Annotated in this window: 16 protein-coding genes and 2 rRNA genes; 2 read left to right on the top strand and 16 right to left on the bottom strand. The window is 41.7% G+C overall.

What is annotated here, in order from left to right; translation table 11 throughout:
• Positions 1-2: 2 nt before the first annotated feature.
• The 10 genes from Q7O90_RS02655 to Q7O90_RS02610 all read right to left on the bottom strand — a co-directional run bounded on the left by Q7O90_RS02655 (position 3) and on the right by Q7O90_RS02610 (position 7,774).
• The gene (locus Q7O90_RS02655) at positions 3-539 is read right to left on the bottom strand and encodes a cell division protein SepF (protein ID WP_158696702.1); all 537 of its coding nucleotides are present in this window, start codon (positions 537-539) and stop codon (positions 3-5) included.
• Positions 540-653: 114 nt separating this feature from the next.
• Entirely contained in the window at positions 654-1,352 is a 699-nt protein-coding gene (locus Q7O90_RS02650; protein ID WP_304127096.1) for a YggS family pyridoxal phosphate-dependent enzyme, read from the bottom strand.
• Positions 1,352-2,371 carry an HlyD family efflux transporter periplasmic adaptor subunit gene (locus Q7O90_RS02645; protein WP_304127094.1) on the bottom strand — a complete coding sequence of 340 codons (1,020 nt, stop codon included), beginning with the start codon at positions 2,369-2,371 and terminating at the stop codon, positions 1,352-1,354. Before Q7O90_RS02645 ends, Q7O90_RS02650 begins: the two co-directional genes overlap by 1 nt.
• A 61-nt stretch (positions 2,372-2,432) precedes the next feature.
• A complete protein-coding gene (trmD, locus tag Q7O90_RS02640) occupies positions 2,433-3,176 on the bottom strand; it encodes a tRNA (guanosine(37)-N1)-methyltransferase TrmD (RefSeq protein WP_304127092.1) in 744 nt (247 codons plus the stop codon).
• A 22-nt stretch (positions 3,177-3,198) separates the two neighbouring features.
• On the bottom strand, positions 3,199-3,768 hold the full coding sequence (gene rimM / locus Q7O90_RS02635) for a ribosome maturation factor RimM (RefSeq protein WP_106057442.1): 570 nt from the start codon (positions 3,766-3,768) through the stop codon (positions 3,199-3,201).
• Between the two features lie 120 nt (positions 3,769-3,888).
• On the bottom strand, positions 3,889-4,122 hold the full coding sequence (locus Q7O90_RS02630; RefSeq protein ID WP_106057443.1) for a KH domain-containing protein: 234 nt from the start codon (positions 4,120-4,122) through the stop codon (positions 3,889-3,891).
• A gap of 13 nt (positions 4,123-4,135) precedes the next feature.
• Positions 4,136-4,378: a 30S ribosomal protein S16 gene (gene rpsP / locus Q7O90_RS02625; RefSeq protein WP_094234694.1), complete on the bottom strand. Its 243-nt coding sequence runs from the start codon at positions 4,376-4,378 to the stop codon at positions 4,136-4,138.
• A gap of 62 nt (positions 4,379-4,440) precedes the next feature.
• Positions 4,441-5,784, bottom strand: a complete 1,344-nt coding sequence (gene ffh / locus Q7O90_RS02620) for a signal recognition particle protein (protein WP_304127088.1) — start codon at positions 5,782-5,784, stop codon at positions 4,441-4,443.
• Between the two features lie 32 nt (positions 5,785-5,816).
• Entirely contained in the window at positions 5,817-6,182 is a 366-nt protein-coding gene (locus Q7O90_RS02615) for a sigma factor-like helix-turn-helix DNA-binding protein (protein ID WP_304127086.1), read from the bottom strand.
• A gap of 95 nt (positions 6,183-6,277) precedes the next feature.
• Positions 6,278-7,774, bottom strand: a complete 1,497-nt coding sequence (locus tag Q7O90_RS02610; protein ID WP_304127085.1) for an APC family permease — start codon at positions 7,772-7,774, stop codon at positions 6,278-6,280.
• A gap of 391 nt (positions 7,775-8,165) precedes the next feature.
• Between Q7O90_RS02610 and Q7O90_RS02605 the strand changes: the two genes are divergently transcribed.
• Together Q7O90_RS02605 and Q7O90_RS02600 are read left to right on the top strand one after the other, a co-directional pair.
• Positions 8,166-8,984 (top strand): leucine-rich repeat protein, encoded by an 819-nt coding sequence (locus Q7O90_RS02605; protein WP_304127083.1) that lies wholly within the window; start codon positions 8,166-8,168, stop codon positions 8,982-8,984.
• A 177-nt stretch (positions 8,985-9,161) separates the two neighbouring features.
• Positions 9,162-9,824 (top strand): TrkA C-terminal domain-containing protein, encoded by a 663-nt coding sequence (locus tag Q7O90_RS02600; RefSeq protein ID WP_304127081.1) that lies wholly within the window; start codon positions 9,162-9,164, stop codon positions 9,822-9,824.
• A gap of 206 nt (positions 9,825-10,030) precedes the next feature.
• Here Q7O90_RS02600 and Q7O90_RS02595 read toward each other — a convergent pair whose 3' ends face one another.
• The 6 genes from Q7O90_RS02595 to Q7O90_RS02570 all read right to left on the bottom strand — a co-directional run.
• Entirely contained in the window at positions 10,031-10,723 is a 693-nt protein-coding gene (locus Q7O90_RS02595; protein ID WP_304127080.1) for a methionine ABC transporter permease, read from the bottom strand.
• The gene (locus tag Q7O90_RS02590; RefSeq protein WP_304127078.1) at positions 10,716-11,777 is read right to left on the bottom strand and encodes a methionine ABC transporter ATP-binding protein; all 1,062 of its coding nucleotides are present in this window, start codon (positions 11,775-11,777) and stop codon (positions 10,716-10,718) included. The genes Q7O90_RS02595 and Q7O90_RS02590 overlap by 8 nt, the downstream gene beginning before the upstream one ends.
• Positions 11,778-11,898: 121 nt before the next feature.
• The gene (locus tag Q7O90_RS02585) at positions 11,899-12,777 is read right to left on the bottom strand and encodes a MetQ/NlpA family ABC transporter substrate-binding protein (protein ID WP_304127075.1); all 879 of its coding nucleotides are present in this window, start codon (positions 12,775-12,777) and stop codon (positions 11,899-11,901) included.
• Between the two features lie 556 nt (positions 12,778-13,333).
• A complete protein-coding gene (locus tag Q7O90_RS02580) occupies positions 13,334-14,299 on the bottom strand; it encodes an alpha/beta fold hydrolase (RefSeq protein WP_304127074.1) in 966 nt (321 codons plus the stop codon).
• A 178-nt stretch (positions 14,300-14,477) separates the two neighbouring features.
• A 5S ribosomal RNA gene (gene rrf / locus Q7O90_RS02575) occupies positions 14,478-14,594 on the bottom strand.
• A 119-nt stretch (positions 14,595-14,713) separates the two neighbouring features.
• Positions 14,714-15,021: ribosomal RNA gene (locus Q7O90_RS02570) — 23S ribosomal RNA — on the bottom strand; the annotation flags it as partial.

The following is a 15,021-nucleotide window of genomic DNA, read 5'->3' as shown; positions in this document are numbered from 1 at the left end:
GACTACCTCCAAGGGCTGCTTTTCTCACCAAGCTGTCCGCCTTCAGCGCTTTCGCGATTAACCTTAGCTGCTATATCAACATTAGCAGGTGCAAATATAAATATGTTAGATGTCACTCTCTGAACATTTCCATTAAGTGCGTATGTTGCGCCACTAAGGAAATCGAACATCTTGCGAGCCAGTTCAGTCTCAACATGTTCTAGGTTAATAATCACAGGCTTTCTCGACTTAAGATTATCCACGAGCTTGGTACACTCGTCAAAATTCTTAGGCTCGATTACGAGCATCTTGAAAGGACCAGAACCATTCATCGAATAAGCTTTATTCTGTGGTCCCTTTGAAATTAGTGGCTCAATCTTATCATAAGCCGCATCTGACTTGTGAATACCGGTCTCTGGACGAGATTGGCTCATTGGAGCGACTGGCTTCTCGTCACCTCTCATCTTGTCCATTTCTTCAGCGATTTCATCTTCTGAAACTTCGATTTCGTCCTCTGACTCCATACCGATTGCCGCTTTAAGAGCATCCTTAAAACCCATGACTCTTTCCTCCATTTACGTCAATTTAATATCCATACTATTATATGCTTAATTTTCATAGTTCAATGAAAATTACGTGAGATTTTCTCACCCATATCATCTTATTTTACCACATTAACGGTAATCGCGCTGTCCAAAAATTGAACTTCCTACTCTTACAATAGTAGAACCTTCCTCAATTGCGATTTCAAAGTCTGCAGACATTCCCATCGACAGTGTGTCGATATCTGCTCGGTCCTTCGGAAAATCTAATTCCTTGAGTTCCTCAAAAATCACTTTCGCCTCCCTAAAGTATTTACGAGAATCCTCTGGGTCATCTGCCCTAGGCGGAATGCACATAATACCGCGAACTCGCACAGACTCGCATTCAGACACAATACTCTCTATGAGCTCCTGAACTTCTCCTTTGGAGATTCCTGTTTTAGACTCCTCTTCAGCAAGATTAATCTCAATCAGAATATCCATTACGACACCAGCTGCCGCTGCCCTCTTGTTGATTTCTCTTGCAAGCTTTAGCGAGTCGACCGAATGAATCATGGTCACCTTGTCGATTATCTGCCTAACCTTGTTAGTCTGTAGATGACCAATGAGATGCCACCTCTTCGGATGGACTTCATCATATTTGCTCAGTAATTCCTGAACCTTGTTCTCACCAAAGTCAGTAGCCCCTGCATCGATGGCTTCCCTGAGTTCATCTGGCTCATGTTTCTTCGTTACAGCCATGAGCATTACATCCTCCGGATTACGCCCCGAGCGCTTTGCAGCCGCATCCTTGCGTTTTAATATTCCTAAGTAATTATCCCGAATACTCATTATTTGCTAACATCCTTTGCATTTTTTATATCGCGTCTGCTAGGCGATTTAACAACTTCATCATAAGTGCTAATCGTCTTGACATAATTACCTTTGCTATCCATGAATATATCTTCATACACGGCAGCTTTTTCACCATTATCAGCTTTTATGCTGATTGCCTTGAACTTCAGCCTGCCGATTTTATCCTTGGTAATAACACCTTTTCTGCCATCTTTCTTGACAATGCTCTTAGTCAAAATCACGACGCCGTCTGAACTTGCTGCCGTAACATTAGCTTTCTCAAATCTACCTGTAGTAAAACCGTCAAAATATTGTCTGCATCTAAGGATTATGCGTGTACTCTTCCCTTTTCCTTTGTGGAGACCAACGACAACCGCATTCATATTCTTATTAGCAATGGAAATGTTGACATTTTGCCCTTTAGCATAGTGGTTGGCCGTCTCTGAATCCGCATAAAAAATATACCACCAGCTACCATTTTCGATTACCTTAAAAACAGGATCACCCTTAGCTACTTTCCCGTCAGGTAGTTCATTAATTTTTGACTTTCCCAGCTTTTCAAATTCGCTCTCTGACATGTTAAAAATATTATCTGAGTTAAGGTATTCAAGTCCGTCCAGCTTATAGATGATATAACCTGGATGTTCGGTGTTTCCACTATCAGTGCTTATAGCCGCATCTTCCTTCTTCATCTTCTTAAGAAGAGAATCATACTTATCGCTAGAACTACTAGCTCCTTCTCCAGAGATCTTGACAACTTTAGAGTTTCCCTTTACCAGTTCATCTTCAGTAACTGTGCGCTTAACAGTCCCTGCTTTTCCAGCTGTGTAAACAGTCTCATTTCTCACTATGTAGCCTTCTGTCTCGTCTTTAACTTCAACGTTTCCGTACTTAGCTACATAAGATCTATCAAAAAGACCTGCAACCGAAGGCAGCACATATACGATTACCAAAACGGTAATCAATGCAATCACATATATCGCTCCCCAGAACATAGTCTTTTTTTTCTTCATCATTCACACCTCTACAGAATGATTTTACACGAAACAGCGTGCTATAACAATGCTTTATCAGCAGCTAATCCCTAATCAAAGACTCGATTAAGAGTCGTTCTTTCTTAGAGTAAGCCTTTTCATCCGCTCTAAATTTCTCAACGAATTTCTGCCACATATCCGGTCTTCTTTCTTTCGTCAATCTCATGGCTTGTTCAAATCTCCAGAGACCGATTTTCTTGTGGTCGCCGCTGAGCAGAACCTCTGGAACTTCACCCTCTTCCATGGTCCTAGGTCTTGTATACTGAGGGTATTCTAGAAGTCCCGAATAGATTGATTCCTCTAGCACTGACTCGTCTGATGCCAGCACGCCCGGAATAAATCTTGCAACCGCATCTACTAGCACCATCGCGGGCAGCTCTCCGCCCGTCAGCACATAGTCACCAATCGAAATCTCCTCGGCGGAGAGCTCGGTGAGGGCTCGCTCATCAACACCCTCATAGTGCCCGCACAGGATTGTGAGCTCGCCCTCACCAGCAAGCTCTTCAGCAGCCTCCTGAGAGAGCTTGCGCCCGCGAGGCGACATGTAGATAATCCTGCCTGCGAACTCATTCTGCCTATAGCAAGAAATGATAGGCTGAACCTGCATAAGCATGCCTGCGCCGCCTCCAAAAGGCGTGTCGTCGACGCGGCAGTGCTTATCCTCAGTATAATCCCTTATATTAACAATATTTAACTCGATAATTCCATTATCGGCAGCCCTTCCAATCATGCTTGACCTAATCGGTTCAAACATCTCTGGAAAGAGGGTCATAATATTAATTTTCATCTACTACATTCTCTATCTATTATTAAATTAACCCTGGAATTAGTGTGATATCAATAGTGCCATCTTCCAGCGAAACTTCCTTTATAAAAGCATCAACATACGGAATTAACACCTTCCTGCTATCCTCAGCTAGAACCACCTCTAGTAACGTCTGAGATGGATTATCAATCATGTCATTTACATCCCCGATGATTTCCCCACTCTCAGAATCGCGAGCACGTAGACCGATTAAATCACGGTAATAGTAGTGTCCTGGCTCAAGTTCAGCAAGTTCACTTTCTGGTATGTAAAGTTCTGCACCTGTTAGCTTCTCAGCTGCAGTCCTATCTGCAACATTATAGAACTTCACTACAGGCCTTCCCTTTTGGTACCTTATGCTCTTAACCTCGAGCTCTATTGACCCATCTACTCCATAAACTGCATTATCTCCTCCAAGCTCTCTGTATTTCTTGCCATCTACAAGCAGAACCGCCCCTTCATAGAGATTTTCGGATTCCTCCGCATAGAGACGTACCTTGGTCTCCCCCTTTAGGCCAACTGCAGCTCCCACTTTTCCAACACTAACCATTGTATTGTCTTTTGCTAGTGACATATTCTCCTCCTTGGATGCACTCACACCCTCTATCCACACTAAAAATCCATTTTCCTCATTATAGAAAATAAGCATGCGTGAGCCACGCATGCCTTGATAATGATAATTGCCCGAGTCGCGCTATTCTTCAACGATATCAACAGTGACTCTCTTGTTCTCTTTGATTGCGGCTGCCTTCACAACAGTTCTAATTGCTTTGGCAATGCGTCCCTGTTTGCCTATGATCTTACCCATGTCTTCTTTTGCAACGCTGAGTTTAATCACTATCTCGTTGCCGTTCACTTCTTCAGTCACGACAACATCGGCAGGCCTTGATACTAGTGCTTTGGCAATTGATTCAACTAAGCCGGCCATTATCTCTTCCTTCCTACTTCAAGCAACCCGACTTCTTGAGCAGCGCTCTTACAGTGTCGGTAGGCTGTGCTCCGTTAGCAAGCCACTTCTGTGCAGCCTCGTTATCGATATTGATCTCTGCTGGATCCTTAAGAGGATTGTATGTACCAATCTCCTCGATAAATCTTCCGTTTCTTGGAGTTCTTGAATCTGCAACTACTACTCTGTAGAAAGGCTTCTTGTGAGCTCCCATTCTCTTTAATCTGATCTTAACCATTTGTTCCTCCTGATTATCTTAAAAATATAATATTTATGCTTAACAAATAAATTTGTTATAAGCTAACCCATTAGTCCTCTAAAAAGCTTATTCTTCTTAAGTGCCGCCGGATTATTAAACTTTTTCATCATCGACTTCATCTCATCAAACTGCTTGATAAGTTGGTTGATGCTCTGCACCGTCTGGCCGCTTCCAGCCGCGATACGTTTTCTCCTACTTGCGTTTAAAATGTTTGGATTCTCACGCTCTGCATTGGTCATCGATTGGATAATCGCCTTCATTCTATCGAGGTCTTTCTTACCCTTCTCGAAATCAATCTGTTTCTTATCAGCTGCTGAGATTCCTGGAATCATATCGATAAGCTTCGCAATTCCGCCCATCTTGCTGATCCGTCCCATCTGCTCTAGGAAATCATTGAGGTCGAATTGATTCTTCCTAAACTTCGCTTCCATTCTTGCAGCTTCTTCTTCGGTGTAAGCATTTTCAGCCTGTTCGATGAGGCTCATGACATCGCCCATTCCGAGAATTCTCGAAGCTATCCTGTCTGGGTGGAATGGTTCGAGAGCATTATACTTCTCACCAGTACCCATGAACTTAATTGGCTTGCCAGTCACCATCTTTGTTGATAGTGCAGCACCTCCGCGGGAATCTCCATCCATCTTGGTCATGATTATGCCATCTATGCCGAGCTTCTCATTGAACCCCTCTGCGATGTTAACCGCATCCTGACCTGTGAGTGCGTCAACCGCAAGTAGAATCTCGTGGGGTCTAATTCCCTTCTTCAGCTGAACCAGCTCTTCCATTAGCGCTTCATCTATCTGCAAACGTCCTGCCGTATCGACAATCAGAACGTTACATCCCTTACGCTGAGCTTCTTCTAAAGCAGCCTTAGCGATAACTAGTGGCTCATTCGACTCCCTCATGGTAAACACTGGAGTATTTACAGCCTTACCAACTACCTCTAGCTGATCTATAGCTGCTGGTCTATACACGTCGCAGGCGCAGAGCATCGGCTTCTTGCCGTTCTGCTTCAGCCACGCTGCCAGCTTTCCGCAGGTTGTTGTCTTACCAGTACCCTGGAGACCAACCATCATATAAACCGTAAATCCACTTGGCGAAAAGGTGAGCTTACTGTTCGCACCACCCATCATGTCTACAAGCTCTTCCTTCACGATCTTGAGCACCTGCTGTCCTGGGGTAAGACTCTTGAGTACATCTGCACCCATCGCCTTCTCCTTAATAGTAGCAACAAACTGCTTTACAACCTTGAAGTTAACATCAGCCTCGAGTAACGCCAGCTTTACCTCGCGCATCGCTGCATCGATGTCCTTCTCGCTTACAACGCCTTTGCCTCGTAGATTTCGAAATGTTTCTTGTAATTTTTCCGATAAACCTTCGAATGCCATATCTTATCTTATCTCTCCATATATGAAGGCTCTTATAGACCCAGAGCCTTATGCATAAATTCATTCATCTTTGAAAGTGCTCCGCGAAGCTCTTCCGCATCATCCACCGAACTCATGCTTTCCAGCAGGTTATCAGCTTCAAAGATCAGAGCATTATTAGCCTTCCACTCCGCAACGAGCCCTAATGCAGCTTCGTACTTCTCAAGGCTACTCTCTGCTTTCTTGAGCGCGTAGTGAACTCCTTGCCTACTGAGCCCGAGTTCTTCTGCGATCTCTGTCAGCGACAGATTATCCTCATGATAGAGATCCATAATCTCGCGCTTGTTCTCATCTAGAAGATTGCCATAAAAGTCGTACATCAAGCTCGCATATTCAACATTGTCTATATTTTCTTTCATACTGTAAGAATATAACACAAGCGAAAAGTGCTGTCAAGCATTTCTCTTGACAGCAACCTATCTCTTTTGATTTATCTACTCTCTTCTGTTCCTATTTACGAAACTCTCACATCATTTGCCAAACGCACTTCTCTATGAGATCTCAGCGCTTCGAGATCTTCTACAGAATACTCTACCGCGATATCTAGATGTTTACCAAACTGCTCTCCGTACTTCCTCTTGTTTAGTGCAAAGAATATTGCTCCCATCAGGGCCCATCCGCCGGCCATCAGCCACTCCTGTACCTTAAGCGTACTTCCCGATCCTGGAATCAGGTACATCGAGACCATTCCTCCAGATAGGACAGTCGCCATAATACCTACAAACTTATAGTGCTTTACTCGGTAAGGTCTTGGCATATCTGGCGCTTTCCGTCTTAGTATTAGGAAAGAAATCGACACCATGCAGTAAGCTAGACAGCACCCGAGATTGCCTGCATCACATATCCACACGAGCATCTGTCTACCCGCAAGAGGAGCGAGCATCGATATAACTCCGATTAATAGCAGTGCATTTACAGGTGTCTTATACTTATGATGCAGCTTTGCGAACAACTTTGGTATCATGTTCGAATCAGCCATCGAGTACATCGCACGGCTTCCACCGATCATAAACGAGTTCCAGCTAGTTACGATCCCGCACAGACCACCGATGATAACTACATCCGCCATCTTCTTCGTTCCATAAGCTTTTGCCATGGCATCAGCCGTTACCAGCCCTGCTCCACTCATCGATGCATTAATCTCCGAAGAACTCATCATATATCCAACTGCAAGTATTACGAGCGAGTAAAATGCAACCGCCATAACAATTGACATGATTAGAATTTTGCCAATCTTCTTGAGCGAGCCTTGAATCTCCTCAGCAGCCTGTGGTATTACGTCAAAACCTATGAAGAAGAAAGGTGTCATTACCGCTACATGCATCACATGGCTTAGAGTCGACTGGTTTCCCTTTCCTGCAAAAAGTTGTGGCATAAGGTTGCCCATATCACCTCTAACCGTTGATGTTCCGATGAGAAGCACGCCTACGCCAAAGATTATAGCCGTAAGTATTGTCTGAAATATCGCCGCAGTCTTAGCACCCATGATATTGACAAAAGTCATCAAGGCAGCTGTGACAGAAGCCAGAGCAAGCCACGATGCGTAGATATCGAAGCCTGCAACAGTATATAGGTAACCCTTCAAGAATCCAGGAAAAATGTACGAGATAATCGTTGGAAATGCACATGCCTCAAAGCAAACAACCCCGACGTACCCAAGTATAATTCCCCATGTGCAGACAAATGACCCAGTTGCTCCCATCGCCTTATAACTGAACACATGCTCTCCGCCACACTGTGGCATCGCAGCAGTAAGCTCTGCATAAGTTAGTCCAACAAAGAAAATCATTATGCCACCAAGTGCGAATCCAATTGCTGCTCCTAGAGCACCGCCTCTACTTATCCAATCACCAGTTGAGATTACCCATCCCCAACCAATCATCGCGCCAAAAGCTATCACTAATATATCTTTCGAAGATAATACCTTGTCGAATTCGGATTTTTTCGTCATTTAAGACACACCCTTTCAAATGTTTATAATCGATGTTATGTTTCTTTCGTATACTTTGATATATAATTAAATCTATAAAACCATTAATTGATAGACGTATTATATTAATGAAATAACATGAAATAGCTATTTATAATGCAAGATTTCCAAGTGACAATATCTACTGACAACATTATTGTATCTTGATATGTTCACTTTGTCAAAAGTTTATTGTGTGAAGATTTTTTGTATCTATTACTATCTATATTCTTTTTATTATTTTGCTCTAATTGTTTGTATCACCTTGACAAGTCGCTTAAAACTAATAGAATTGTTTTAACATACTTTATTAATTTAATAAGGTATTGTTTTTCAATTGATAAAATTGATTTTATTTACTATGGAGGAAACAATGAAAAGAAAACTTATTGCATTTTTAATAGTATGCATCGTTATGCTGACAGGCTGCGGCGGTGGCGGGGGATCTAGTTCAGATTCAAAGAAGCTTGATAACAACTCAAAAGTTACTAAGAGCAACTTCAAGAAATTCCCTGCTACTGATGGCAAACTATTCGAGTACACCCTTGCTGATGATGGAGATGTTAATCATATCAAGATTACAGGTATAAAGACTCCTGATGATGATAAACTTAAGGTTGTTGTAGTTCCCAAGACTATCACCGTTAAGACAGTTGATGGGAACGTTAAGAAAACTGTTGTTGCAGTATCAGGTCTTTCCAATTTGGATAAGGCTGAGGCAATTGTCCTTCCTAATACTGTGAAGGAAATCGGTGATAGTGCTTTTGTTAATAATGACAAGCTCAGATTTATTCACCTAGGAGATTCTGTGGAAAAAACTGGCGGAAAATTATTTATAAACTCTCCTATCGAGTTCATAGATATTCCAGACAGCATGCAGCATATGGGTAACACGCTGAACGATTATACTTTGCTTAACGATCAGATTGCACAGTCAATTGGTAGTGATCGTCCTCTTAAGTACATCAGGATTCCTGGTACACTTACAGATTTCAGCAATCTTTACCTCCCTGCACCTGACACCAAAGGCCCAATAATCAAGACTCCTAAGGGTAGTGAAGGTGAAAAATGGGCTAAGTACTGGGGATTCAAAGTCGAGTACATAAAAGGCAAAGTTGTCACTCCTGAAAAATCTTTTTGGGGAGAACAGCTTGAGAAAAAGGAAGCTGAAAAGAACAAAGAGTCTGAATAGGTTATTCTATAGGTCATTTGTATTTGTTTTTCAATTATTTGACTAAGAATGTTATAAACAATCCCTTTTATCGCTTTAAGGGATTGTTTTATTTTAAAAAGAAACCTCAATTATATTAGTCCTACCACTATTATGATATAATTAATAACATGGTTTGTGTTTACAGGAGGTCACCCTATGTCATCAATCGAAGATACTAGAGTTTACGAATCGAGATACCAGCAGATTGCTGTTGAAATGGCTGAGAAAATCGCCGAAGGTTGGTATGAAGTAGGTGACCGAATCACCTCACGCTCAACTATAGCCACAACATTTCATGTATCACCAGAGACTGCTAGAAAGGCCATGCAAGTCCTCGTTGATATGGGAATAGTTACAGTAAAGCACGGAAGTGGAACATATGTAGCTTCCCGTGAAAAAGCTCAGCTATACTTTGAGAAATTCCACGATGCTGTATCAATAGCGCAGACTAGGGAACAGATTGTCGATGCCATAGCTACTCAGCGCCGTGATCTTGAGCATCTCGCTAAGCTCCTTGATGAGTTAGTAGCTCGAAACACTAGAGATCACAACACATCTTACCTGACTCCACACGATATGAAAATAGATGCTAACTGCAACTTTATAGGACAGTCAATTGGAGAACTTGATATCTGGCAACAGACCGGAGCCACAATCGTAGCGATAAAGCGCGGTGACGAGACCAACATATCACCTGGACCTTATGAGAGGGTGCAGGTAGGCGACGTGATTTTATTTGTCGGGAACGACTTATCGAGGCAAAAGATGCTAAACCTCTTCAACTCACCAACGCCAGACCCAGCATCACTCACAGATTAATCTAAGTGCAAAGATTTTCAGAATCGAACACCAGCAAAACAAAAGGAGAACCATGGCAAAGTACACCCTGGTTCTCCTTTCATTATTTTATGTATCCCTTTTTACGAACTTCGTAATACCAGCCTCTTCTGCCAGTATTAGCACCCCTTTTTAGTTCGATCTGTATGTTCAATTACCTTCTTTTACGTATTATTTGCGCAAGATTACTACCTTCTTATCCGCTTATCATCATTTATTGCCATTCTCGTTCCAACAGTCTGGAATATCTGTACTAGCACAATGAGTAAGAATACAGCGATGAACATTACAAGCTTCTCTGAACGGTAATAACCGTAGTTAATCGCAATTTTACCGAGACCACCGCCGCCGATAATTCCCGACATAGCAGAGTAGCTAAGCACTGTTGTAAGTGCAATTGTTATATTTGATATCAGCGATGGAACGCTCTCCGGGATCAAAACCCTGAAGATGATCTGAAAAGGACTTGCCCCCATGCTCACTGCGGTTTCTATGATATTGCCATCCACCTCTCTGAGGCTACTCTCAACAAGTCTAGCTACAAATGGGAATGCTGCAAATACAAGTGGCACTATAGTTGGTACTGTCCCGACAACTGTATGTGCGAAAAACCTTGTAACCGGAAAAACCATAATCATCAGAATAAGAAACGGAATGGACCTAAGCAAGTTTATGACCGCATTAAGCACCGATAGTATAGGCTTTGGTAATGGCAATATTCCGTCCTTTTCTCCGACTACAAGCAATACGCCTAGCGGAAGACCTACAACTAGTGCGAGGAATGTCGAGATTATCGTTACATATACAGTCTCCCATATGGCGAACGGAATTTCATTTTGCAATATATCAAGCGCAAGTTTTGTAGATTCGGGACTAAACATTCGCCTCACCTCCTATATCATTGTTTTCTATGGTTTTTTTATCACCTCTGTATTTAGAGCTGCCAACAGTAACAGTTACACCATGAGCTGCACTGAGATATTTAACAGCTTCATCTACAATCTTTGGATCATTTGGGACCTCTAGCACAATCCTTCCAAAAGCTTTTCCTTCTACAGACTTTGTCGACGCATAGATAATGCTAGCACAAATCCCTTTATCTTGCGCGAGAGAAGTGATCAGCGGAGCGTGTGTAGTCTCAGATTCATTAAATAAAACTTCTATTGTCTCCGAGCTTTCTGAAGCCACAATAGCTTCCTGTCTCTCGGGAAATACTAATCTCTTCGCTGCTTCAGATTTTGGATTTGCGAAAATTTCAGAAACCTTACCGCGTTCAACAATCTCTCCATGATCGATTATGGCAACCTTGTCGCAAATACTCTGTACAACCGACATCTGATGCGTGATTATAACCACTGTAATCCCAAGTTTTTTATTGATATCACGAATGAGGTCTAGTATCTGGCCTGTCGTCTTTGGATCGAGTGCACTTGTCGCCTCATCACAGAGCAGAACCTTAGGATTAGTTGCTAGCGCTCTTGCAATCGCAACTCTCTGCCTCTGTCCACCAGATAACTGTGCTGGAAATACAGACGCCTTATCTTCTAGACCTACTAGCTCCAAAAGTTCATTGACAGCTTTTCTCGACTTCTTTTTATTAACGCCTGCAAACTTTAATGGCAGTGCGACATTTTCTCTAACGTTTTTCTGCATAAGTAGATTGAAGCTTTGAAAAATCATCGTAACATCACGGCGAATTTTCCTAAGCTGCCAATCCTGAAGTTTGGTTAGATCAATATCATCGATTAAAACCTCTCCCGACGTTGGTTTTTCTATCATATTTATGCAGCGCACGAGCGTGCTCTTGCCCGCACCACTCATTCCGATAATTCCGTAGATTTCACCGTCTTCTACTGTAAAATTAATGTTTTTTAATGCCTCGACAGTACCAACTTCTGTCTTGAACGTCTTGTTTAAATTCTTTATCTCTATCATGCTCTATCATCCTCCCTAAACTCAACAATCCGGCGCCATATCGCATCTTGTACGCGCTAGTTGCTAGAAGCAGCTTGCTCATCGCATGCGTTGTCCGCCGGATTATTAGTTTAATTTTGATTTACTTGAGTTTCTTAAGCTTATCTAGAGAATCTGACTTTCCAGCGTATAGACCCATTGGCTCATTGTGGATTGCAGCTACAGATACTACCTTTGTACCCTGCTTCTTGTTAAAGTCATCTAGATATGGTACGTGCTGGAAGTAGTTAGCATCAACCTCTCCACTATCAACCACCTTGTTAGGCTGTACGTAATCTGTGAACTCTTTAATCTCAAGGTTAATTCCCTTCTTAGCCAGAATTTTCTTAGCTTCCTGTAGAATCTCAGCATGTGGTGTTGGAGATGCAGCAACTGTGATAGTTGTGCCCTTTAGTGCAGCATAGTTAACGCTTGAATCGTAACCATCAGTTGGGTTCTTAACAACGCTTACTATGGAGCCATCATATTTCTTCTTAATGAAGTTAGCAACTTCTTTGCTCTCTAAAGCAGCCTTAAGCGCCTTAATCTTATCGCTGTTCTGATTTCCTTCCTTAACTGCAAGGATATTCGCGTAATCAGCAGCACTATCTTCTTTTATGAGCGAGTCCTTAACTGGGTTAAGCTTAGCTTCGATTGCGTAGTTTGAGTTGATAACACCGAAATCTACATCCTTTAGAGTATTTGAAACCTGAGCCGCTTCCACTTCCTTAAACTCAATTCCATTAGCATCCTCAACATCCTTAATAGTAGCAGTTATGCCAGCACCCTTCTTTAGCTTGATGTATCCATTCTTCTCAAGTAGAAGAAGTGCTCTTGCTTCGTTTGTTGCATCGTTTGGTATAGCAATTGTTACCTTTTCGGATTTCTTTCCGCATCCAGATAGGACTCCTACGGATGCGAGTATTACCACTAGCAGTGCAACTGCTGTAATTCTAATCTTTGATTTTCCCTTAATGTTCATGTTAGTTTGTTCCTTTCTTATTTGCTTACTTGCTATTCTTTTTCATTTAGTGTTAACGTGTTTATTTTACTTTTAGGCAATAAAAAACTGCCCACAATCTCATGCAGACAGCTCATTCGATTACAGTCTTGATGATTGTCTTCGCTAAGAGTCGCTCTCCAATATTCAGCTCTTATTGTAACTAGCTGACTTGATTATCTATAACTCTTTGCAGATAAAACATCACAAATGGCATTCTGCTTATTCAAATATTCTGTTGTCCACATGCACATTCGCATCTCTCGTGAATTTGTTACGCAGGTCATTGCGATATCTCCTCTCTCTTTGATGTCCTAATGATACAATGAAAACAAAACCCCGTCTAATTCGTATATATTATTCCTAGCTATAGATTAAATTTATACGTGAATGTGGAAATAGGTTATCCACTAAACCAAACTTTATTACACTAACTAAGTTAAATCAAAAAAATAGCCTGAAGGATATAGAAAGCGCACTATTTATCCCTCAGGCTAATTCATATTAGATATGTATTACGTAAAAAAGCGCCAATGATTTACGAGCTATATTTCTCTATCATGCTTTCAAATCCACAGCCAAGCACATTATTATAGAACTCAGCAAGATTCCACATAACTTCTGTCTTTAAATCTGGATAGTTATGTATTTCATGACGATATCCAGAATATAGCTGAGTTTTAACATCATGTCCAGAATCAATTAGCCAGTTGCTAACCTCATAGACACCTCTGCCATACTGTCCAACAGGATCTTGATCACCAGCGATGTTATAAATCTTTATATCAGTTGGAACCTTTGAAGCCCATTCTGGTCCAGTTATGCACTCAATCATTTGGCAGAAATAGAGAAAAGCCTGGTTAGTAGTAGGCTTAGTAAACGCATCAAAAGGATCCTCAGCGTGGTCTATCTGTACAAATTTATCTTTACAAATCCATTCGTTACCAATTGTAACTTCTTCATCACAGCGAGCAAACATCCATCCAAGAAGAGAACTCGCAACAGCTGGATCAGACTCTTTACCTTTGCCTTCTGCAACAAGCTGCTTTAGCTTATTAATACTCTCCTCGAGATCAGGCCATACCCCAGAAGTTCCACACAGGGTAACAGCAGTGAGTTCATTACCGTACTTTGCCATAAAATCTCTAGCAATAAACGATCCCATACTATGGCCGAAAAGCATATACGGAAGATTAGGGTACTTCTCTTTAACAACCTGCATAAGTGCATGTTCGTCTTCCATCATAGTATGGAATCCTTCATCACCCCAATCACCCCATCTATCGTTGATAATAGCAGTCTTTCCATGTCCAACATGGTCATCAGCAGTAACAATATAACCTTCATCCATTAGACCAGTTATCATATATAAATATCTACGAGAATGTTCTCCAAAACCGTGAATTATTTGAATAATACCCTTAGGCTCACAAGCAGGAACATAAATCCAAGCCTGAATATCATCTATCTTGTTGTAGGATTTAAAAGTAAATTCATGTAACATAATAAATCTCCTCTCATATCATAAATGGAATAATAAAATACTTAAGTTCAATGTAACACACCTTAAAATATAAGTCGAGTAAAGAAGGTAAGACATAGGGCAAACTAAAGTATAGATTATGCAGAAAAAATAAACAAAAAGTCTGCCAATAAAGGCAGACTAAATAAAAGCATAAAAAAACCGGCGACGTCCTAATTTCCCAGGCAGCTTCCCACCAAGTATCTTCAGCGCTAAAGAGCTTAACTTCTGTGTTCGGGATGGGAACAGGTGTAACCTCTCTGCTATTGTCACCGGATTATGTAAATCGCGTTTCGCAATCTACTCATATTTTGTAGTAAGATGTACTTTATCATCTTCTACGCTTTTGAGAGCTGTACCCTCAAAATTGAATAACCACCTCATGCTTAAAACCATTTGGTCAAGTGTTCGACCTATTAGTATCAGTCAGCTGAATACGTTACCGTACTTACACCTCTGACCTATCAACGTGATAGTCTCTCACGGGTCTTACCTTTCGGAGGAAATCTTATCTTGAGGTGGGCTTCGCACTTAGATGCTTTCAGCGCTTATCCCTTCCATACGTAGCTACCCGGCTATGCCCTTGGCAGAACAACCGGTACACCAGAGGTATGTCCATCCCGGTCCTCTCGTACTAAGGATAGCTCCTCTCAAATTTCCAACGCCCACAGCGGATAGGGACCGAACTGTCTCACGACGTTCTG

Source organism: Mogibacterium diversum (assembly GCF_938028775.1).
GTDB classification, from domain to species: domain Bacteria; phylum Bacillota; class Clostridia; order Peptostreptococcales; family Anaerovoracaceae; genus Mogibacterium; species Mogibacterium diversum_A.
The sequence above is the reverse complement of the archived record's forward strand: the minus strand, read 5'-3'. Positions and strand labels throughout refer to the sequence as shown.